The following is a 20,435-nucleotide window of genomic DNA, read 5'->3' as shown; positions in this document are numbered from 1 at the left end:
CGCTTCGATGACGCGCCCTACACAAACGGCTCACTTTGCCTGCTGACCCACCCGGTCGCCGTAAAGCGCAGACAGCAGATCGAGCCGCGTCACGATACCTATCAGGCGGCCGTCAGTTTCAATAACGGGGAGATGATTGATCCCGTGCTCCGAGAAAGTCAGGAAGGCTTCGGTAAGCGGGGTATCGACGCGAGCCGTGATAACCGGCGCACTCATGATGCGCTCGGCAGTGGATGGCGATTTGCGTTTGAAGGCGTCTTTCAGCCGGTGAATGAAGCTCTCGCAAATACGCCAGTCCACGGCATTGAGAAAATCCACGATGGTGACCATCCCTACCACCCTGCCATCCTGACCCAGGACCGGCACGCCGCGAATGCCGTGTTTTTTCATCTGTGCCCACAGCGCCCGCAGATCCGTATCCGCCTTCGTCGTCACGACATCATGCGTCATGATGTCGCCCAGGCTCATGCCGCCAAAGCCACGCTGGTGGGCGTGTAACGTGGCGAGGCCATAGATGCGGGTGAGGTCTTCGCCGCTGACGTCAATGTAACCGTCCATCTCACGCAGGGCAGTGCGCAGATCTTCCTGGTCAAAGCTCAGCTTGACCGGGGATGGGGTTTCATCTCCATGGTGCGCTTCCGTCTTGCTGTGGAGAACGATGTTGGCGGGATAGCGACGCCCCGGAATGAGGTTGTTGATTATCAGCGCCACCCCCAGCAGAACCACCACATTCACAAGAACCGGCATCAGCATGAAATGAAAGCCCAGCATATGGATTTTCTGATCGCCGATAACCGTCAACAAGGCAGTTGCGCCACCCGGTGGGTGCAGGCAGCGCAGGTAATACATGGCGCTGATGGACAGGCCGACAGCCAAGCCCGCCGCCAGATAGACATTGGGAATAGTCGTCGCGCAGCTAATGCCGACAAACGACGAAACCAGATGCCCGCCAGCGAAAGCCCAAGGCTGAGACAAGGGGCTATGCGGTGCGCCCAGCAATAGCACTGTGGAAGCCCCCATGGAGGCCAGCATGAAAGGGAGCGTGACGCCGCCGATATAACGCTGCGCAATCAGCGTGGTGAGAAAGATGGCAAGAATTCCTCCCAGTCCCGAAAGCACCCGCTCGCGATGCGAGACAGTGGCTTGCTGCGGGAACAGTCTGGAGAGGAGGTTTCTCATGACTACATGTTCAACTGCTTCACTAACAAACGGCCCATGAACAGACAGGAAGCATCACGATTAAAGATGCGCCCCAAGTCCGTGAACCCTGCGTGCTTGAATCCGTCCCGCTCACGCCGTCCCGCCCACCGTCAACCCATCGATCCGCAGCGTCGGCTGGCCCACGCCGACCGGCACGCTCTGCCCTTCCTTGCCGCAGGTGCCGACACCGGAATCCATTTCCATGTCGTTGCCGATCATGGAGACGCGCGTCAGCGCATCGGGGCCGTTGCCGATCAGGGTGGCGCCTTTGACCGGGTAGGTGATCTTGCCGTCTTCGATCATGTAGGCCTCGGCGGCGGAGAAGACGAATTTGCCGCTGGTGATGTCGACCTGGCCGCCGCCGAAGTTGACGGCGTAGAGGCCGTTCTTCACCGAGGCGATGATTTCGTGCGGGTTCTTGTCGCCGTTCAGCATCAGGGTGTTGGTCATGCGCGGCATGGTGAGGTGGGCATACGATTCGCGCCTTGCATTGCCGGTGACCGGCATGCCCATCAGGCGGGCGTTCATCATGTCCTGCATGTAGCCGGTGAGGATGCCGTCTTCGATCAGCGTGGTGCGCTGGGTCGGGTTGCCTTCGTCGTCGACGTTGAGCGAGCCGCGGCGCAGCGGGATGGTGCCGTCGTCGATCACCGTCACACCGGGGGCCGCCACTCTCTCACCAATCCGGCCGGAGAAGGCCGAGCTGCCCTTGCGGTTGAAGTCGCCTTCGAGGCCGTGGCCGATCGCTTCGTGCAGCAGGATGCCGGGCCAGCCGGAGCCGAGCACGACGGTCATGCTGCCGGCGGGCGCGGGGCGCGCGTCGAGGTTGACGCTGGCCTGATGCACGGCCTGGCGTGCGTATTTGTCGAGGATGTCGTCGGTGAAATAGCTGTAGTCGAAACGGCCGCCACCACCACCGCTGCCTTGCTCGCGACGGCCATCCTGCTCGGAAATCACCTGCAGCGACAGGCGCACCAGCGGGCGCACGTCGGCGGCAAGATGGCCGTCGGAGCGCGCGACGAAAATCACTTCGTATTCGGAAGCGAGGCTCGCCATCACCTGGATCACGCGCGGGTCCATGGCGCGTGCCTTTTTCTCCAGCCGTTCCAGCAGAGCGACCTTGTCGGCGTCGGCGAGGCTCACTAAAGGATCGACCGCGTTGTACAGCAGGCGGCTGTCGCCGCGGCGCGCCACCGCAGTCTGCCGCTGCTGCCCGGCGCGGGCGATGGCGCGGGTGGCATCGGCGGCGGCGCCGAGCGCGTCGAGGCTGATGTCGTCGGAATAGGCGAACGCGGTTTTCTCGCCCGAGATCGCGCGCACGCCGACGCCCTGGTCGATGTTGAAGCTGCCCGATTTGACCTGGCCTTCTTCGAGGCTCCAGCCTTCCGAACGCGAATACTGGAAGTAGAGGTCGGCATAGTCGACGTCGTGCGACATCAGGCGCGAAAACACCGGCGCGAGCTTGTCGGCGTCGAGCCCGTTGGGTTTCAGCAAGGTGGCCTCGGCGGACTGGAACAGTTGCTCGGCGGTCTGGATCGGAACGAAGGCGTCAATGGGATTCATGGGGGATGTCCTGGATTATTTGGTGGCCTTCTCGCGCGACGCGGCAACACGTCGCTCGGCCACGCTGGTGCCGATCTGCTCGCACTTGATGAAACGGTGTTTCAGCGCCGGCAAGCTGTTGCGCAGGCTGGCCTGGTAAGCCGGGTTGATGTTGGCGATAACGACGCCGGAGCCGCGCGGCAGGCGGTCGAGCACCACGCCCCAGGGATCGACGATCATGCTGTCACCGTGGGTTTCGCGGCCGGACAGATGGTAGCCGCCCTGCGCCGGCGCGATCACATAGGCCAGATTCTCGATGGCGCGTGCGCGGATCAGGGCCTCGAAATGGGCGCGGCCGGTGGTGGCCGTGAACGCCGACGGCACCACGATCAGATCGACCTCGGGCATCGCGCGGTAGAGCTCGGGAAAGCGCAGGTCGTAACAGATCGACAGGCCGATGCGACCGAACGGGCTGTTGATCACCACCACCGAATCGCCCGGCTCGATCAGCTTGGCTTCCTGATAATGCTCGTTGCCAAGGTCGAGCCCGAACAGATGGATCTTGTCGTAGCGCCCCACCTGCTTGCCGCGTTCGTCGTACACCAGGCAGCTGTTGCGCACCTTGTTCGCCACGCTGGCTTCGAGCGGCACCGAGCCGCCGATCAGCCAGATGCGATGCTTTTTGGCCATGCGCGACAGAAACGACTGGATCGGGCCGCTTCCTTCCGGTTCGCGTGCCTTCACCACTTCGCTGTCCTTCAAGCCCATGATGCAGAAAAACTCCGGCAGCGCGACCAGACGCGCGCCGGCCTCGACGGCCAGCTCGATCAGCTGTTCGGCCTCGGCCAGATTCGCCGATACATTGGAGCCCGACGCCATCTGAATGGCCGCCACCCGCACCGTGTCGGCCTGCGGCGCCGATTTTTTGACCTGGGCGCCTTTGGGGCGCGCCACGCTGGATTTGCCCGGGCCCGGTTTGGCCGTACTGGATTTGGCTGGGCTGGATTTAGCGGGGACAGCTTGGGTGATTTTTTTTGTCGTCATGATCAAGTTCCACAATCAAGGTTCGTTTGCCTGGGCATCCGGTTTGGGCTGAGGGTTCACTATACGGGTGACTTCGGGCGCCAGCCATGGTCCCGTCACCATGAAACTCCGGCTGCTGGCTTCTTCGATCGGATCGCGCATCAGCTTCTGCGCGGCCAGTACGCCGACGCCGACCAGCGGCCCGCCGATCAGTGCGCCGGCCACCGCCACGCCTTCGGATAATTTCGGGACCACTTTCAGGCGCAGCTGCACCGACTCCTGATTCAGGTCGGCCAGCCCCGACATGTGGACCGTGGCGGCCGGACCGCGCATCTTGAAATCATCGCTGTAAACCACACCCCGCGCAATGCGCAGCGCGGCATGCATATCGTCGAAGGCAAAGCCCTTGGTGAAGATATCACGGAAATCCAGGCTCAACCGGCGCGGCAGGGATTGCAGGCTCAACACGCCGAGCAGCTTGCCCGCACCGGGATTGATATTCAGGAATTGCCCCTCCCTGGCCGAGAAATCCAGCTGGCCGGCGAGCGTGCCCAGACTGAAGTCGGCAGGCGATCCGGCCCAGCTCACATTGCCGGCGATCTTGGCACTGCCGCGCTTGAGCGCGTCCTCGTAACCGAATCGGGTGAGGAACTTGCCCGCATCCAGCACCTGCAAATTCAGCTCGGCCCGCGTCTCGCTGATGCCCTGTTCATGCCACAGGCCGTTCATGCGAAACACGCTGTCGGCATGCGTCAGCTGCAGGTTGTCGATCAGCAGGCCCTGCGGCGTGCCATGCGCCAACACCTCCAGCCGGCCCAGGGGACGTGCCTGCAAGCGGAAGTCCTCGACCGTCACTTCCAGCTGCGGAAATTCAGCCGCCGTCATCGTCATCGCATCCGCCTCGGCGCCCGGCGTGGTGGCAACCGGCCCCGCGCCCGCATCCGGAATGGTCAACTGCCTGAACTGCGCCGATACGCGGGCCGTGAGTTCGCCTGCCGGACGATAGTTCAGCACCCCGTTCACGCCGCGACCGCTCACCTGCGTACGGAACAGGCCGTTGCGGTTGGCGCCCAGCAAGCGGATATCCTGAAAACGCCGCCCCAGCAGGTCCAGCGAATCGAATCGCAAATCCAGCGCCGACAGCGGCAACGCCTCGCCGCCTTGCGTATCCGGCAGCAAGGCCAGCCAGCCGCTGACATCCAGGCCGCGCCCGCTGCCGGCCAGGCGCAAGCCGGACGCCGCCGGCAAGACCGGGGCGCCGCCAAAGCGAAGCTCGCCGCGGGCCAGACGGCCGTCGGCCGTGCTGCGCCAGACCGCGCCGACGGTTTGTCCCACGCGCACCTCAACCTGTTTCTCGGCGCCTTGCGGCTGCATGCTGATCAGCAAAGGCAGGGGCTGGGCGGCGGGCTTGGCCAGCGGTGCCGGCAGGCGCGACTGCAGCCCCAGCAAATCGGACTCGATGCGGACGCGTTCACCTTCGGGCAGCAGATCGATCTGGCCGCGCCAAGCCGTCTGTCCGGCCAGATATTTAGCCAGGTCCGCTTTAAGCCAGTTCGCCGCCGCGTCGACGCTTGCTTGCCCCTGCGCCAGAATCTGCACCTGCGCCGGGGCCTGCCCCTGTCCCGGGCGGGTGACGGCGTCGACCCGCAAGCGCCCTCCCAGAAACTGCGCGCCGATGTTTTTTGCACCCAGGCTTTTCTCGGTGAAATCGATATCGCCGCGTGCCCGCTCGACAGGCGGCAGGCCGCTCCACATCAGGCTGTTGTCGCGCAGGCTCAGCTTGCCCGAGAGGGTGGTGTCGTCGCTGTGGCGCATGGGAATCTGCATTTTCAGGCCCAGTTGCATCGTGCCCTTGGCATCGAGCGTCTTCATGAAACCGCGCAAGTGATCGCCAACTGGACTGGCATTGGCATAGCGCACGAAATCCTGCGCCGGACCGCGCGCCACGCCCTCGATCAACAACAGGTTATCGAGCAGCAGCAAGTCCGGAATGAACGCCCGCACCGGCGCCAGCGCCACGTTATAGATGCGTGCCTGGCTGCTGGTGACCTCCATTGTCTTGCCCTTGAACAGCATGCGCGCCTGGATGCCTTCGATGCGCGGCCAACCGGGCGCATAGTCGATCACCGCCCCCTGGATCTGCGAGTCCACGCTGAACGCGCCTTCGCCGTGCTCGAAGGGAAATTTCGCCAGATCGCCTTTGAGCACCAGCCGCACATCGTTCGAGCCCCCTGTGACAACGGCGGCCTTGACCCAGTCGACGGTGTCGTCGCCGATCATGTTGGGCAAATAGCGGTACACCGCACGGCCGTCGGCGCGGGTGAGATGCGCGCCCAGATCGATCACGCCGGGTTGACCGGCAATCAGCTCGTACTGCCCGCTGGCCGTTCCCGCGGCATCGGCATTGGCAAACGCCAGAGCGTCCAGCACCAGCAAACGCCCGCGCGCCGTTTTCTTCCAGCCGCCGCGCGCGGTGAACTGATCGAACCCGATCCGCGACTCGCGAAACAGCATCGGCAGATCGATCGCCAGCTTGGGCGCGTCGATTTCGAAGCGGCCTGCCTGCGCATTGCCCTCGATGCGCCCGCTCAGGTTGAGCACGCCCGGCTGCTGTCCCGACGCCGCCACACCCAGTCCGCGAAAACGGGCCGTCAGGGAGAAGTTGTCCAACCCCGGCTGGGCGCCCTTCCAGCGCAGGCGCATATCCTCCACCACGCCCTGCGCGTGCAGGCCTTGCAGCCGCTGGCGCAGCGCGGCGTCCATCGGCAGGCTCGGCAACATCGGCTGCCAGCCGCTCAGCCGCACGGCCTGCGCGGAGAATTCGCGCGCCGCGCCGCTCCACGCCAAGCCAACACTCATCGGCTCGCCCAGCGCGCCGCCCGGCAAGGCCACGCGCAGATTGTCGAAGCGCACCTGCTGGCCGCCGGCCTGGCGCTGCCACTGCGCCTGCCCGCGCACCTGCGCCAGTTGCAAGGCCGGCAAGCCTTCCCCAAGGGTCGTTTCGATCCGGCGCAGATCGACCCCGGCGGTGACCGCGCTCAGCGCGCCTTGGACCACATCGAAGCGCACCCGCAGCGCGCCCTGCCCCTGCTGCGGTTGCACAGGCAGGGACAGCCAGCGTGCCAGCTCTGCAAATGACACGCCCGACACCTCCGCCTCGATCCGGCCATTCCAGGTCCGGATGTCATCCAGCTTGCGCGCGCGCATCTCCGCAGTGATGGCGAGCGGCCGCGCCAGGCTGGCGGGCGGCGTGGCGCGCAGGTCCAGTTGATGGGTACGCAGACGCCTGCTGAGCGTAAAGTCCACGGCCGTGAGCACCAGCGGCGCGGCGGCACGCACCTCGTCCCGCCAGGTCAGGGTGGCCTGGCTGACATGCACCTGGCCCTGGCGCAACAGCCAGTCGGTGAAGCCGCTATCGGGCGCGGCTGGATTGATGGGGATGCCGCCGACGTAATAATGGCCGTCGCGCGCGCGCCGCACGTCGAGCGTCAGGCCCTGCAATTCGATCTTGCTGAAGCGCGGTTCCAGCACCAGCAGCGAACGCCAGGCAAACTGCGCCTGCAGGTCGGGCAAATACAGCGCCGGGCGATTCTGCCGGTCGTACAGGCGAACGCCCTGCAAATGGAACTCCGGCCGCGTTTGCTGCCACACGCCCGACACCGCCTGCAGCGTCACCCGCTGACCGAGCGCGCGCGACATCAGCTGCGCCACCGTGTCACGGTGATCGGCGATATTGGGCAGCACCCAGAAGAACATCCATGCGGCAGCGGCCGCAAAGCCCAGCGCGGCAAGCGCCGTCAAAACGGCCAGCCAGCGTGCGGCGCGGCGCAAAAATCGGGAAAACACAGAAGAAACAATCATGAAAGGGGCTTGAACCCTATCGATTTTATGCGTTTACGGCCCCCTTTAGGGCGCGCGTCCCAGCTATATTCGTGTGCATCACGCATCGGTAAAACGATGGATCTGCCGCCGGTCACGTTTGGTGGGACGCCCGCGCAGGGCCGCCCCCGGCGTGTCCAGCAACTTGCGATCGCTGAGCTGCTGCTGGCGGCGCGCCAGGCTGGCGGGGTCTTCCTCGTACAGCGCCTGCGCCACCGGCGCCGGGCCGCGCTGCGTCGACAGGCCACGCACCGTCAGCTTCCAGTCGGCCTCGCCCGCATGGATGTCTAGCCGGTCGCCCGTTTTGATTTCGTGTGCCGGTTTGACGCGCGCGCCATTGAGCTTGACCCGGCCGTTGTCGACCGCCTGGGTGGCGAGGCTGCGCGTCTTGAAAAAGCGTGCCGCCCACAGCCATTTGTCGAGCCGGATTTTTTCGGCCGGCTGCTGGTCAGAATTCATCCCGCCCCGCCTGCCGCGCACGGCAAGCGGCGCCGGCTTCGATATAATTTTCCATTTCGCGCAAACCTACCTCATGCCCAAAATTCTCGCCTTCTCCGGCAGCATCCGCCGCGATTCCTGGAATCGCAAACTCATCAAGACAGCCGTCGACGCCACCCGCGCCGCAGGCGGCGAAGTCACCTTGATCGACCTTGCCGACTATCCGCTGCCGCTCTACAACGGTGACCTGGAAGACCGCGACGGCCTGCCCGACAACGCGCTGCGCCTGAAAGCCCTGTTCAAGGAACACGATGCCCTGCTGATCGCCAGCCCGGAATACAACAGCTCGATTCCGCCGCTGCTGAAAAACAGCCTCGACTGGGTCTCGCGCGAATGGCAGGGCGAATCCGGGCTGGTGCCTTATCAGAACAAGGTCGCCGCCATCCTCGCGGCCTCCCCCGGCAGCCTGGGCGGCATGCGCATGCTGCCGCACCTGCGCCAGATCCTGAACACCCTCGGCGTGCTGGTCCTGCCTGGCCAGTTTTCGCTGGCGCAGGCCGATCACGCCTTCGACCCGGAAAACGGCGCGCTGAAATCCCCCGCGCGCCTGCATGCGCTGGTGCTGGAACTGGTCAATCACACCCGCGCCCTGAACCGGGCGTAAGCGACCCGCCCCCAGCAGACCGGGGACAGCCGCGCCTTACTGCGACAGCATCCGGTCTTTGGCCGCAAAATACTTGCGGGCAAACGCCACCACCTGCGCATCGCTCGGGTGGTCCACCGTTTCCACCCCCACCACCTGATCGGCGACTTTGGGGTCGTGCGCATGGATGTGCTTGATCAGCTCGAGCTTGGCCTGACCGGGCCCGACAATCAGGACCTCCTTCGCGCCGCTCATGGCCTCCACCACCTCATGGTAGAAATGCTGGTCTTCGGGCTGGCGACTGCCGCTGACCGAGCCGCGCTTGCGCTGCAGGTTGCGATGCGGCGTCGCTGGCTTCACCACGGATGTTTCAACATCTTCCGGGCTGATATGCATGATGTGAGCTTCGTTATGGTCGAGCCAGACGACTGCATGGTAGTGCGACATACGCTTCCTTTCGGGTTATAAAGACAAATATGTCCTTATTATAAATGGGATGCGGGCATGAAAACTCAAGCCCGGTCACCGACAAAAAATCCGCCCCTTCACGCCACACTCCAAACGGGCCGATAGTAGGCGTCCGGCTATGCGTAAAAGTAGACGCCATCGCGCCCGATTTCAAATCGGGCGCCCGGACACTCCTGCCGGGCAATCTCCTTGGCGAGGCCGTTGAGAAAATCGTTCCGCGGATAAGCGGAATACGGGGCGGCGGCAAGCCAGCGCTCCGGATCGGGAACGGCGACAAACGCAATGCAGTCGCCCCCGCCGAATTCCCAGTAAAACTGCACGCACTGCCCCTCGATGGCCACCCGGACCTGACCGCTCCGTCCAGCCTTCTCTATCGATACCTGACCGTAAAAATCCATCGCAACGCGCGCCTCGATCCTTGAATAGCTGAATGTGCGCAGATTTGGGGTCAGGCTGACCCCTTATCGCGCCGTTGCCCCGCTTTAGGTGGAACCGTTGGACGCTTACTGTTGTTCTTCATCGCCGATTCGATTTATCGCCGCTGTTAGGCCTTTTTCCAGCGCTGATCCTTCATCAGCATTGACATACGTCAGGCATCTCTTGAGCGCATTTAAATCACTCGCTTCGAGAATTAATTTTTCTAAAAATTCGGGGTGGCTAACAAGTAGTTCTTCAATAGGACCAGCCCCAAGACGATTTAAAGCACGCTCACTCGGTTTTCGTTTGATGATCTGTAATATTTCTTCAAATGCATCACCTGGATTCTCCAAAATTAATTCAAGCAGGCCAACCACTGCATCTTCGTCTTTCGCGCTCAAAGGGAAGCCCCGCAACTGGCCTTCTGTTGCCTCGATCCAATTGGCAGCTAAATTTCTAATCATCTCAATACCCCGGTGATGAGTTTCTAGGAGTGCTGGGCAAGGGACAAGGTGTTTGCAACCAATCATATGCCTTGGGAGGAACGGGGCAATTCTTGGCCTCTGCCTTAGCCACGAGTCTAGATAAATGAAGTTTTGTTTGTTCAAACGCAGGAACATGATCCTCCCATTGATTTTTCTTGTCTCTGCACTGGTGCATGCAGCAAAACCGGCACAAAACCGGGGTCACACAAAACCGCAAAACCGGGGTCAGGTCTTGCCTTTTGCCTCCGGCCACCCTATTCATAAGTCGCAATGATTCTGCTCACTCGCGACACCGACAACCCCACTTCCCGCGCAATCGCACTGAGGGTGTGACCACCCTCGCGGCAGGCCCGTACCATCGCTTCATTCCGTTCATAGGCATTCAAGTATGCCTGGATCGAATCCGGTCGGGTTCGACGCTGCAGGCGCGGCACTTCAGCCGCACGAATCCGCTCGGGCTCCAGCAAGGCCTGCATGCGCTGGATGAACGAATCATCGCCCAGATAAATCTGCTGCTTGAGCGCATCGTCCCATAGCCGTACATCCTTGCCCTGCGCGACCAGCTTTTCATAACGTACTACGGCGCGCTTGGCGTCACGGCCAGTGGCAACATCTCGCCCCAGCAGATAGCCATGCACAGCAGGGGTATCCAGCCAGGGCAGCGCCGAGTCGATCCCCACGTGCGCCCGATAGCTGCTCCAGTGCCAGTCAACCGGATGCCCAACCATATGAGCACGCACCGGATTCAAATCGACGTAGCGGCACACTTCCAGCAGATAGGCATCCTGATCGACCAGAATCGCCTTGAAGCGGCCTTGAAACAAATGCCCGACTTTGCGATGACGCCGGTTATACGCTTGGGTGTACACCCCGTTGATGTGGCGCATCAGCATGGATAGGTTGGCACGGCGCGTGTGCAGGACCAGATGGTAATGGTTGTCCATCAGGCAATAAGCCAGGGCGCAAGCATCGAACCGGTCAAGTGCCGCGCCGAGCGTATCCAGAAACACCCCCCGATCCGCGTCATCGTCGAATATCGGCTCACGCCGATCCCCCCGCGAGGTGACGTGGTAAATCGCGCCGGGAAATTCTATACGGAGGGGACGGGACATGATTCAAGGTAGAGGGGGTAGAGGCAAAAGGCAAGACCTGACCCCCTTCTTTGGATGACCCCCTTCTTTGGAAAACCGCCATCAAAAACAGCGGGCGGGGAAGGTGTTCGCGCTTGAATACGGTTGGCTAATGGGTGGCCCCTTTGATTCAGGGGGAACGTGAGTGGCAGATGCTTGATTAGTCCGTCCGGAAAACCTGGGCTAGCTCACCGAGTTTCCGAAGTTTCGCGGGCTAATCGGTGACTCCATTTATTCGTTTATAGGCGTTGCCTTTTACCAGCACCTCTACAGAGGAGAACGGGCTATGCTCGACCATCAAATATTCACACTTTGCAGAAAACGCGCTGGCGCTTTCACGATTTAAAAATAGCCCATACGAATTGAGTTGTTCCGTTAGGCCAGGGCAATTAGCGGTCACTTCAATCAAGCCCTTCTGTCCGCTATATAACAAACTAGCACTTAGAGAGTCGTCGCAAACGTCGAACCCCAACGAAACCCAACCAGCTTTCAACAGTTCAGCATACGTAATTTCACATCCATAGTACCCGTCCGCAAGATCAACACGATATGCCTGCCTACTAAGGCCGATTGTCAACGATGCAAATGCTACGACAACAACATCTTTCAAAACATCGACTTCAGTATCGAGCCAGGTTCTCGGCAGACAAACGAGCATCGACATGTCTAGAGGGCTAATCAACGATGTCTCCTCGCGGTCAAGGGTGGATGCAGCACGCTGTAACAAAGCCTCGCGACCAAAACCATCAACCTGCGGCCACTCGTTCACGTCAATCGTGAGTGGGTTAGCCTCCTTATCGGAGGGGTAACAGCGGAAATCAAAACCAAGTACTACAGGTATGACATCAGACATTTGTTTTCCCTTAGTGCAAGCGACATCAATACGAAGCGAAGGGGCATGTGGGAGCCCAAAATGCCTTAAACCAAAGCACGCCAAGCCCTCCCAAATTGCTGACTTTGTTCCAGCGACAAGAGCAATCAGGCCCCTGAATCATTTGAAATAAATGAGAGTGCTCTGGGGTGTCAAGACCGTGCCCACCACCGGACCCCGGGGTCAGGTCTTTCATTATCACACCACCCCTTCACCGAGCCCTCGTACGCGCTCACCAGCCTGCTCACCGTCGTGTAGTGCACCCCGAAATGCTGCGCGATGGCAGCCATCGTGTGCTGGCCCGACAAATACGCTCGCGCAATCGCCTCATTACGTTCGTAGCGACGCTCGAAATCCGGCAGCGCCTGCGTCAAGGCACGCCGCTGGGCACGGGGAATTTCATCCAGGGCAGGCTTCTTCTCGATCTGTGCCTGCATCCTTTTTACGAAAGCATCTGACCCCAGATAAATCTGCCCCTGCAACTGCGTCCATACGCTGGGCAGACGCGCACCTTCATGTACAAACTCGACGTATTTGCGGATCGCGTTGGCGCGTTGCCGTCCAAACTGCGCCAGTATCCAGTCCGTCTGCAAGCATTCGGTCGCAGGCGCCTGACCGCAGGTGGCAAGATAGCTGCTCCATGGCCAGGCTTCCAGCCGCTTCACCATTTTCGCGCGCAAGGGGTTCAGCACAATGTAGCGCGCCAGTTCCAGCAGGTAGCTGTCGCGCTCAACCAAGATGGCTTTGTAGCGCCCTTGAAACACATGCCCGACGCGCCCATGGGCGCGGTTGAAGCGCTGGGTATACACGCCGTTGAGTTGCCGCATGCCCTTGGACAGGTTGGCTTCGGGGGTTTCGATCAGCAGATGGTAATGGTTGTCCATCTGGCACCAGGCATGACATACCCAGTTAAAGCGCTTGCAGACCTGGCCGAACACCTCCAGCCACATTTCACGGTCCGCCTCCGACAGGTAAATATCTTCGCGCCCATCGCCTCTCGCGGTGACGTGGTAAAGACCTCCGGCAAATTCAAGTCTCAGGGGGCGTGCCATGCGGGGGGAGTATGGCATGGGGGATGTGATAATGAAAGACCTGACCCCGGCCTTTGGACCTGACCCCGGCCTTTGTGACCCCGGCCTTTGTGAGACCTGACCCCGGCCTTTGATGACCCCGGCCTTTGACCCCGGCCTTCGATGCCCCGGGGCGATTCATGACCCCTGATTTCTTCCGGGTTTCTTATTTCCCTGCGGAATCGCCGGTATAACCCCCTTGTTCGGCAAACTTGAACCAAAAGTCGGCCTCCAAAGTATCCTGTCGAACGCCTATACCTTCCGCGTAGTTTTGACCAACGTAATGGGCCGCGTACGCAGCAGGGTCTTGCAAGCCCTCGCCGTGGTAAGCCGCTTGGCGAAACCATTTGAGCGCCTCGTCTCGATTGCGAGAAATTCCCCAACCGTATGCATAAATTTGGCCTAAGAGGTATTTGGCTTGCTTGTGTCCGACCATAGCGAGTGCTTCAAGCTTTGATCTGGCTGGCTCATATCGCCCAGTCTTCATCTCCATCACCGCACGATCAAAAAGGTTAGTTACACCGTAAGAAACTCCCACAACGATAACCACTAAGAAAACTACGACACTAAGAATTGGCTTTACCATCCTGCGGGTCATCTCATCACCTTAAGCGTGTTTGAACCATTCTCACGTTGCAATAGGCTATCGATCCTATTGTACTGACGCATCGTCTTTATATTTTCTGGATCTGCGGTGATACATCCTAGTGATATTTGACCAGGGTGAAGCATAAAGCCACACCGTTCCAAGCCCAGTCTGCATTTCCATCCAGGAATCTCTGGATTAGGCTCCAACCGCCAGAATCCTTCATTGCCTGGGCGGTCATCCTGATTCAATCTGTAATTCCCAGGTGAGATAGGACCTTCATTCTCATTGCTGGAGCAATCTGGGTTATTCCTACACTGCCCCGGGACACCAGAAAAGACTCCTACTGGGCCAAGTGTTATCGCCCCACCTCCTGAGTTAGGCGTGCATACAAGCGTATGTGAAGAAATAGAGTAAGTGCAGGAAGCCAATCCCTCGGGATCAACCAACGAAAGTGGATTCCCTTCAACATAGGTGTACACATTCGGTCCGCCATCAAGCCCAATCGGATCCGCCTCCACGTACCTGCCTGTGGTCGGATCGTAATCCCTGAAGTAGTTGTAATGCAGCCCCGTCTCCCGATCAAAGTACTGGCCGGGCAACCGCAGGTTGTTCTCGACCGTCGAGACCTTCACGGTCGCCTTGCCGAACGGCTCGTAGCCCGCCTGCCACTCAACCAAGCCCTTGGTATTGGTCATCACTTGCGGCGTGCCGAGGTGATCGACGTGGTAGTAGTAGATCACCGTACCGTAATCGATCCGTGCCAAGGGGCGGCCTTCCAGCCAGACGTATTCCTTTGTGTTGCCGTTGGCATCCCGTTCGTACAGCAGCTCGCCGTTCTGGCCGTAGTGGAAGACGGTTTGCAGGCCGTTCTGGTTGCGCTTCTTGATGCGCTGGCCGAGGGCGTTGTAGGTGTAGGTGGTGGTCTCGCTGGCGGTGACGCTGGTGGCCAGCCGGTTGAAGCCGTCGTAGGTGAAGCTGGCGACGCCGCTGATCGATGCGGTGTTGCCGTTTGCTGTCTTGCTGCGGCTGTCGCTGCCGCGCTGGTACAGCCAGTTGCTGCCGGTGGGGCTGTAGACGTAGGGCATGGTGCCGGCGTTGCGGGTCTCGCTCTGGCGGTTGCCGTTCTGGTCGTAGGTCCAGGCAAGGCTGCCGAAGCTGCCGGTGGCGGTATTGAGGGCAGAGACGAGACGACCCGTGGCGTCGTAGCTGTAGGCGAGTGCGCCATTGCTCACATCGTTGAGGTTCTTCAGGTTGCCGGCTTCGTCGTAGGTGGCAAGCTTGGTACGGGGGCCGTCGGTACTATTCGAGAGACGATAGTCCTGATCGCGGCTTTGATAGAACGTCAGGCCGTTTCCGTAGTTGAAGCTCTGCGGGCCGGCAAAGGGGTAAGCATAGACAAAGTTGCTGGCAAGCACGATATCGAAGCCGCCGTTGGTGGACACCTGGCTGATGCGGCCTTGGATGTCATAACTGTAGGTGACGCTACGGCCGCCGGGATAGACGATTCGGTTGGGTCGCCCATACGAATCGTACAGATGCTGGCTGGAATACGCGCTCACGCCGGGGATGGTGCCCAGCTGGTAGGTGCGCCGCCCCTGCACGTCGTAGCTGAAGGACAGGTGGGCGGTGGCGTTGCTCAGGATGGCACACAGACGGCCTTTGCCGCAACTGTCGTAGCCATAGGTATAGGTCGGGCTGCCCACCTGTGAGCTGGTTTTGCTGGTCACACGGTTGAGGGCGTCCCAGGTGTAAGTGACGGTGACGCCGCGCGCGTCTTTCTCGGTCTTGAGGTTGCCGGCTTCGTCGTAGGTGCGGACGGTGGTGCCGGTGTCGGCGCTGACGGTCTGGGTGACGTCGCCGAGGGCGTTGACGGTGTGGGTGGTGGCCTGGTTGGCGGGGTCGATGACTTTCGTGGTCTGGTCGAGGGCGTTGGGCTTGTATTGCTCGATGCCGCTGTCGGCGTTGAGGGTTTGGGTGAGGCGGTCGAGGGTGTCGTAGCTGCGGGAGACGATATCCGTCACGTCGGTGCGGGCGCCGTCGATCTGCTTCATGTTGCCCTGGGCGTCGTATTCGTAGGTGACGGTCTGGTTGAGCGCGCCGATGTCTTTCCACAACCGGCCGAGGGCGTCGAATTCGCGGCGGTGGGTGTAGTAGACGTAACCGCCATCTACGGCGGTGATCTCTTCCTTGGTGCGGTTGCCGGCGGGGTCGAGGGTGTAGGTGAGGCGGCTGCCGTCTTGCTGGACGATGGCGGTGAGGCGGTGGGCGGGGTCGTATTCGAAACCGGTGAAGCTGGCGTCGGGACGGGTGAGCTTGATGAGCTGGCCGACGCCGTCGTAGTCGAAGCGGGTGAGTTCGCCGCCGACGTCGCGGGTTTCGAGCCAGCCGCGCGGGGTGTAGGCGAGCGTGGTGACGAGGCCGTTGGGATCGGTCATTTTAAGGACATGACCGTGGGCGTCGTATTCGTCGTAACGGGTGACGTGGCCGAGGGCGTTAGTCACTTGTTTGACCTGGCCACGACAGCCGTAATGGCCGCCGAGGCAGGCTTCGTCGGGGGCGTAATAGTCGGTGGTGGTGGTGTCCGTCACGTCGATGCGCGGGCCGTTGTCGACCTTTTGCACCAGCACGCCGGGGACGCTGGCGTGGTAGGTGTAGGCGGTGCTCCAGCTGCGGGTTTTGTTGAGCGCGGTGTCCTTGATGCTGGTGCTGGTGACGTTGCCGTGCGTGTCGTAAGCGGTACTGGTTTCGCGGCCGGCTTCGGTGATTTTGGTGGGCAGGCGAAAGCTGGTGCTCCACTCGGTGAGTATCTTGCGCTCGGCGCTGTTGGCGGCGGGGGTGTAGGTGGCGAGGTTGGTGGGGCATGCGGTGCCGGATGCCAGACCTTCGACGCGCGCGATTTCGAGGTTGCGGGTGAGGTCCCAGGCGTAGCAGATCTGGTGGCCGTTGAAGTCGGCGCGGCTGGCGACGTTGCCGTTTTCGTCGTAGGTGGTGGCGCTGGAGGCCGGGCCGCAACCGGAGCCGCCGGGCTGCGACTGGCCGGTGCTTTTGACGACGCCGAGGATGGTGGTGAAGGTGTGGGTGCGCTGAGTGCCGAGCGGGTCGGTGACGGTGGTGCTGTCGGTGCCGTACGTCAGCGTGTGCAGGTCGGCGCCGTTGGCATGTCCGGTGGAGATGGCTTTGCCGTCGGCCTGGTATTGATAGGTGGCGTAGCGGTCGCCGTTTTCGTCGGTGATGCCGGTGAGGGCGTTGGGTAAGTTGGCGCCGCTGGTGTTGGCGGATTCGTTGTAGTGGTAGGTCTTGCTGCGGCCGTCGGGGAACTGGACGGAGACGAGGTTGCTCTGGGCGTCGTAGCCGTAGGTGATGACGCCGCCGGCGGGATCGGTGACGGTGGCGATGCGTTTGTTGGTGTCGTAGGCAAAGACAAGCTGACGGCCAGCGTCGTCAGTGACAGTGTCGAGGGTGTCAGGGTTGCCGTCGCCGCCGCTTGCGGCAGGTATGTCGTAAGCAAGGGTCTGGGTGCGGCCGGTGCGGTCGGCTATGGACAACAGCTTGCCGTTGGCAGAGAAAGTTTCGACTGAATTGTCCCCGGCTACGGTGTAGCGCCAGCCAGTGCGAACGTTGTTGGCGTCTTTAAGTTCGGTGAGGCGGTCTGGGATGTCGGACTCGGGACCCCATACTCCGTCGGCTAGATTCGCAAAGAAAAACGTCTTGCCATCGGGCCGATAGGCCATAGCAGTATTAATTCCTAGGGTTTTGGCGAGGATAACGGAGCGGTCATATGTCCCACGCCAGCTTTTACCAAATCGACTTGGCACAACTTTTTTTTCACTGTTGTAATGACGTTGCAAACTCAAACGAAAAACCGACTCATTGTTGAAATCAGTCTCGAGTTGATATTTGTTCCCTACGGATGGACTGATTGGATTGCCAACGCTGGGGCATATTGCCCCAGCGTTCTTAAGTGGTGCAATAGCTGTACCCGTGGGCGATATTGTGGAATTGGCACTAAGCTTGGGCGTGCCGCCATAACTGTCATAACCATCACATTTTGAATACCAATAGGTGCCTAGATACTGAGCAGGAGAACATGCACCTACGCTAAACCGGTTAGGGATCATGCTCCCTGAAGTCGCTGAGATGATATTTGCCTGCTCGAAAATAAGCTCGGCGCAACTATGGGGGTCAGGGGCACTACTTGAAATACCTCGAGACGCTGATGGCCAGTTCCACTTGCAGACCCAGGCTGCAGGGGGTGTGGGTGTTGCTGCATAACCATAGTCGATTGAAAACCCAGATAACAGCAACAAAGCTAACGGGACTAGGTCTTTCGCCCGCGCACGCCAAAACCTAACTGCCAATTTTGGGCCGGCGCCTTTTGGTAAACAATCCCGGACTTGATCAAACTCACATGCGCCTTGCGCGCACGAACGCATTCCTTTCGTCATACCCCTCCCCTTCGCGTCTTGCATTTAATTGTTTGTTCTTCCGCAAGGTCGGCGCGCGTACGTTGCGCGTGCCGTGATAGTGGCCGGACTCTAATCGAGCCTTGCTGGATGCGTCAATCGCACGGATGTTGCAATGGTGGTGAGCCGTTCACGCCCACAGGGCGATAAAAAGGCCGCTTCCCGTGTGGGAAGCGGCCTTTCCATATCTGCGCGCCAGACAACGCGCTTACTTCACGGCTTCCTTCAACTGATCGAGGATGGCCGGGTTTTCCAGGGTGGAAATATCCTGCGTGATGTCCTCGCCCTTGGCGATCGCGCGCAACAGGCGGCGCATGATTTTGCCGGAGCGGGTTTTCGGCAGGTTGTCGCCGAAGCGGATTTCGTCGGGCTTGGCGATTGGGCCGATTTCCTTGCCGACCCAGTCGCGCAGTTCGGCCGCGATCTTTTTCGCTTCCTCGCCGACGGCGCGCGCGCCCTTCAGCACAACGTAGGCCACGACGGCCTCGCCCTTGATGTCGTGCGGACGCCCCACCACGGCGGCTTCGGCGACGCGCGGGTTGGACACCAGCGCGGACTCGATTTCCATGGTGCCCAAACGGTGGCCGGACACGTTCAGCACGTCGTCGATGCGCCCCATGATCCAGAAGTAGCCATCCTTGTCGCAGTGGGCCGAATCGCCGGCGAGGTAGGTGGTGCCGCCGAGCTCGTCAGGAAAGTAGGTGTGCCTGAAGCGGTCGGGGTCGTTCCACAGGGTGCGCAACTGGCTGGGGAACGGCCGTTTGATCACCAGCAGGCCGCCATGACCGGACTCGACGGGATGACCGGTTTCGTCGACCACCGCGGCCATGATGCCGGGCAGCGGCAGGGTGCATGAGCCGGGTTTGGTCGCGACGGCGCCGGGCAGCGGCGAAATCATGTTGGAACCGGTTTCGGTCTGCCACCAGGTGTCGACGATGGGGCAGCGGCCGCCACCAATGACTTCGTTGTACCAGATCCAGGCTTCGGGATTGATCGGCTCGCCCACGGTGCCGAGCAGGCGCAGCGAGCTGAGGTCGTGTTGCGCGGGCAGTTCGGCGCCCAGCTTGATGAGGCTGCGGATCGCGGTCGGCGCGGTGTAAAACGTGGTGACCTTGTGTTTGGCGATGACTTCCCAGAAACGGCCGGCGTGCGGGTAGGTCGGGATGCCTTCGAATATGACTTCGGTCATGCCCAGCGCCAGCGGGCCGTAGGCGACGTAGGTGTGGCCGGTGATCCAGCCGACGTCGGCGGTGCACCAGTAGACGTCGGTATCGGGCTTGGCGTCGAACACCCATTGCATCGACAGCATCGCGCCCAGCAGGTAGCCGCCGGTGGAGTGCTGCACGCCCTTGGGCTTGCCGGTGGAACCCGAGGTGTAGAGGATGAACAGCGGGTGTTCGGCCGATACCCACACCGGTTCGCTGGTGTCGGCCTGGGTTTGCGTGAGTTCGTGCCACCACAGGTCGCGCTTGCCCCAGTTGACCGCGCCGCCGGTGCGGCGATACACGATCACGCGCTCGACGCAGGTGGTGTCGCCCATCGTCAGCGCTTCGTCGACGGCGCGCTTGAGCGCCACGGCCTTGCCGCCGCGCATGCCTTCGTCGGCGGTGATCACCACTTTGGCGCGGGCGTCTTCGATGCGCTCGAACAGGCTCTTGGCGGAAAAGCCGCCGAACACCACCGAGTGGATCGCGCCGATGCGCGCGCACGCCTGCATCGCGACGACTGCTTCAAGGCTCATCGGCATGTAGACGATGACGCGATCGCCTTTTTCCACGCCCAGCGATTGCAGGCCGTTGGCGAGCTGGCACACACGTGCGTGCAACTGCCTGTAGCTGAGCCGGGTGACATTGCCGTCGTCGGCTTCGAAGATCAGCGCTGTCTGGTCGCCGCGCGTCGCCAGATGACGGTCGAGGCAGTTGTACGACACGTTGAGTTCGCCGTCCTCGAACCACTTGTAGAACGGGGCATGCGTCTCGTCGAGCGAGCGGGTGAAAGGCGCATGCCAGTCGATATGCTGGCGCGCCAGCCCTGCCCAGAAACCCGCGTAATCGGCTTCCGCCTTTTGGCTCAACGCGCGGTACGCCGCCATGCTGGATACGTTGGCCTGCCCGACGAAATCGTCCGCCGGCGGGAACACTCGGGTTTCGGTCAAAATCGACTCGATGTCTGCCATATCGCCTCTCCGCTGATAAAGTTGTGCTAATCGATCATTCT

At 61.2% G+C, this 20,435-nt stretch carries 15 protein-coding genes; 1 reads left to right on the top strand and 14 read right to left on the bottom strand.

The window, feature by feature from the left end; translation table 11 throughout:
- Positions 1–30: 30 nt before the first annotated feature.
- The 5 genes from IV098_RS07420 to IV098_RS07400 form a co-directional block, all read right to left on the bottom strand.
- Entirely contained in the window at positions 31–1,179 is a 1,149-nt protein-coding gene (locus IV098_RS07420) for an HPP family protein (RefSeq protein ID WP_296887616.1), read from the bottom strand.
- Positions 1,180–1,290: 111 nt separating this feature from the next.
- On the bottom strand, positions 1,291–2,763 hold the full coding sequence (gene tldD, locus IV098_RS07415) for a metalloprotease TldD (protein WP_296887614.1): 1,473 nt from the start codon (positions 2,761–2,763) through the stop codon (positions 1,291–1,293).
- 15 nt (positions 2,764–2,778) lie between these two features.
- Complete coding sequence (locus IV098_RS07410) at positions 2,779–3,786, bottom strand: carbon-nitrogen hydrolase family protein (RefSeq protein WP_296887612.1); 1,008 nt, start codon at positions 3,784–3,786, stop codon at positions 2,779–2,781.
- A gap of 15 nt (positions 3,787–3,801) precedes the next feature.
- Entirely contained in the window at positions 3,802–7,626 is a 3,825-nt protein-coding gene (locus IV098_RS07405; RefSeq protein ID WP_296887610.1) for a YhdP family protein, read from the bottom strand.
- A gap of 78 nt (positions 7,627–7,704) precedes the next feature.
- Complete coding sequence (locus IV098_RS07400; protein WP_296887608.1) at positions 7,705–8,103, bottom strand: RNA-binding S4 domain-containing protein; 399 nt, start codon at positions 8,101–8,103, stop codon at positions 7,705–7,707.
- A gap of 73 nt (positions 8,104–8,176) precedes the next feature.
- On the opposite strand from IV098_RS07400, the gene IV098_RS07395 reads away from it, so the two are divergent.
- Positions 8,177–8,746 carry an NADPH-dependent FMN reductase gene (locus IV098_RS07395; protein ID WP_296887606.1) on the top strand — a complete coding sequence of 190 codons (570 nt, stop codon included), beginning with the start codon at positions 8,177–8,179 and terminating at the stop codon, positions 8,744–8,746.
- Between the two features lie 36 nt (positions 8,747–8,782).
- On the opposite strand, the gene IV098_RS07390 is transcribed toward IV098_RS07395, so the two are convergent.
- The 9 genes from IV098_RS07390 to acs all read right to left on the bottom strand — a co-directional run bounded on the left by IV098_RS07390 (position 8,783) and on the right by acs (position 20,394).
- Positions 8,783–9,172 carry a translational machinery protein gene (locus tag IV098_RS07390; protein WP_296887604.1) on the bottom strand — a complete coding sequence of 130 codons (390 nt, stop codon included), beginning with the start codon at positions 9,170–9,172 and terminating at the stop codon, positions 8,783–8,785.
- Between the two features lie 137 nt (positions 9,173–9,309).
- A complete protein-coding gene (locus IV098_RS07385; RefSeq protein ID WP_296887602.1) occupies positions 9,310–9,591 on the bottom strand; it encodes a hypothetical protein in 282 nt (93 codons plus the stop codon).
- Between the two features lie 105 nt (positions 9,592–9,696).
- Complete coding sequence (locus IV098_RS07380) at positions 9,697–10,074, bottom strand: DUF6869 domain-containing protein (RefSeq protein WP_296887600.1); 378 nt, start codon at positions 10,072–10,074, stop codon at positions 9,697–9,699.
- A gap of 275 nt (positions 10,075–10,349) precedes the next feature.
- A complete protein-coding gene (locus IV098_RS07375) occupies positions 10,350–11,207 on the bottom strand; it encodes a transposase (RefSeq protein WP_296887598.1) in 858 nt (285 codons plus the stop codon).
- Between the two features lie 232 nt (positions 11,208–11,439).
- Positions 11,440–12,078, bottom strand: coding sequence for a hypothetical protein (locus tag IV098_RS07370; protein ID WP_296887596.1), 639 nt, complete (start codon positions 12,076–12,078; stop codon positions 11,440–11,442).
- Between the two features lie 170 nt (positions 12,079–12,248).
- Entirely contained in the window at positions 12,249–13,148 is a 900-nt protein-coding gene (locus IV098_RS07365; protein WP_296887594.1) for a transposase, read from the bottom strand.
- Between the two features lie 184 nt (positions 13,149–13,332).
- The gene (locus tag IV098_RS07360) at positions 13,333–13,764 is read right to left on the bottom strand and encodes a hypothetical protein (RefSeq protein ID WP_296887591.1); all 432 of its coding nucleotides are present in this window, start codon (positions 13,762–13,764) and stop codon (positions 13,333–13,335) included.
- A complete protein-coding gene (locus IV098_RS07355; RefSeq protein ID WP_296887589.1) occupies positions 13,761–17,873 on the bottom strand; it encodes an RHS repeat-associated core domain-containing protein in 4,113 nt (1,370 codons plus the stop codon). The genes IV098_RS07360 and IV098_RS07355 overlap by 4 nt, the downstream gene beginning before the upstream one ends.
- Before the next feature lie 553 nt (positions 17,874–18,426).
- On the bottom strand, positions 18,427–20,394 hold the full coding sequence (acs, locus tag IV098_RS07350) for an acetate--CoA ligase (RefSeq protein ID WP_296887587.1): 1,968 nt from the start codon (positions 20,392–20,394) through the stop codon (positions 18,427–18,429).
- Positions 20,395–20,435 lie beyond the last annotated feature (41 nt).

The organism is Thiobacillus sp., from assembly GCF_018780105.1.
Taxonomy (GTDB): Bacteria; Pseudomonadota; Gammaproteobacteria; order Burkholderiales; family Thiobacillaceae; genus Thiobacillus.
This window is presented reverse-complemented; position numbering and strand designations above follow the sequence as displayed.

What these genes read in the sequence shown, in the direction of transcription:
- IV098_RS07395 (WP_296887606.1), top strand. Translation starts at nt 8,177, where the DNA reads ATGCCCAAAATTCTCGCCTTCTCCGGCAGCATCCGCCGCGATTCCTGG.
- IV098_RS07365 (WP_296887594.1), bottom strand. Translation starts at nt 13,148, where the DNA reads ATGGCACGCCCCCTGAGACTTGAATTTGCCGGAGGTCTTTACCACGTC.
- IV098_RS07420 (WP_296887616.1), bottom strand. Translation starts at nt 1,179, where the DNA reads ATGAGAAACCTCCTCTCCAGACTGTTCCCGCAGCAAGCCACTGTCTCG.
- IV098_RS07360 (WP_296887591.1), bottom strand. Translation starts at nt 13,764, where the DNA reads ATGACCCGCAGGATGGTAAAGCCAATTCTTAGTGTCGTAGTTTTCTTA.
- tldD (WP_296887614.1), bottom strand. Translation starts at nt 2,763, where the DNA reads ATGAATCCCATTGACGCCTTCGTTCCGATCCAGACCGCCGAGCAACTG.
- IV098_RS07370 (WP_296887596.1), bottom strand. Translation starts at nt 12,078, where the DNA reads ATGTCTGATGTCATACCTGTAGTACTTGGTTTTGATTTCCGCTGTTAC.
- acs (WP_296887587.1), bottom strand. Translation starts at nt 20,394, where the DNA reads ATGGCAGACATCGAGTCGATTTTGACCGAAACCCGAGTGTTCCCGCCG.
- IV098_RS07390 (WP_296887604.1), bottom strand. Translation starts at nt 9,172, where the DNA reads ATGTCGCACTACCATGCAGTCGTCTGGCTCGACCATAACGAAGCTCAC.
- IV098_RS07375 (WP_296887598.1), bottom strand. Translation starts at nt 11,207, where the DNA reads ATGTCCCGTCCCCTCCGTATAGAATTTCCCGGCGCGATTTACCACGTC.
- IV098_RS07405 (WP_296887610.1), bottom strand. Translation starts at nt 7,626, where the DNA reads ATGATTGTTTCTTCTGTGTTTTCCCGATTTTTGCGCCGCGCCGCACGC.
- IV098_RS07380 (WP_296887600.1), bottom strand. Translation starts at nt 10,074, where the DNA reads ATGATTAGAAATTTAGCTGCCAATTGGATCGAGGCAACAGAAGGCCAG.
- IV098_RS07400 (WP_296887608.1), bottom strand. Translation starts at nt 8,103, where the DNA reads ATGAATTCTGACCAGCAGCCGGCCGAAAAAATCCGGCTCGACAAATGG.
- IV098_RS07385 (WP_296887602.1), bottom strand. Translation starts at nt 9,591, where the DNA reads ATGGATTTTTACGGTCAGGTATCGATAGAGAAGGCTGGACGGAGCGGT.
- IV098_RS07410 (WP_296887612.1), bottom strand. Translation starts at nt 3,786, where the DNA reads ATGACGACAAAAAAAATCACCCAAGCTGTCCCCGCTAAATCCAGCCCA.
- IV098_RS07355 (WP_296887589.1), bottom strand. Translation starts at nt 17,873, where the DNA reads ATGATCCCTAACCGGTTTAGCGTAGGTGCATGTTCTCCTGCTCAGTAT.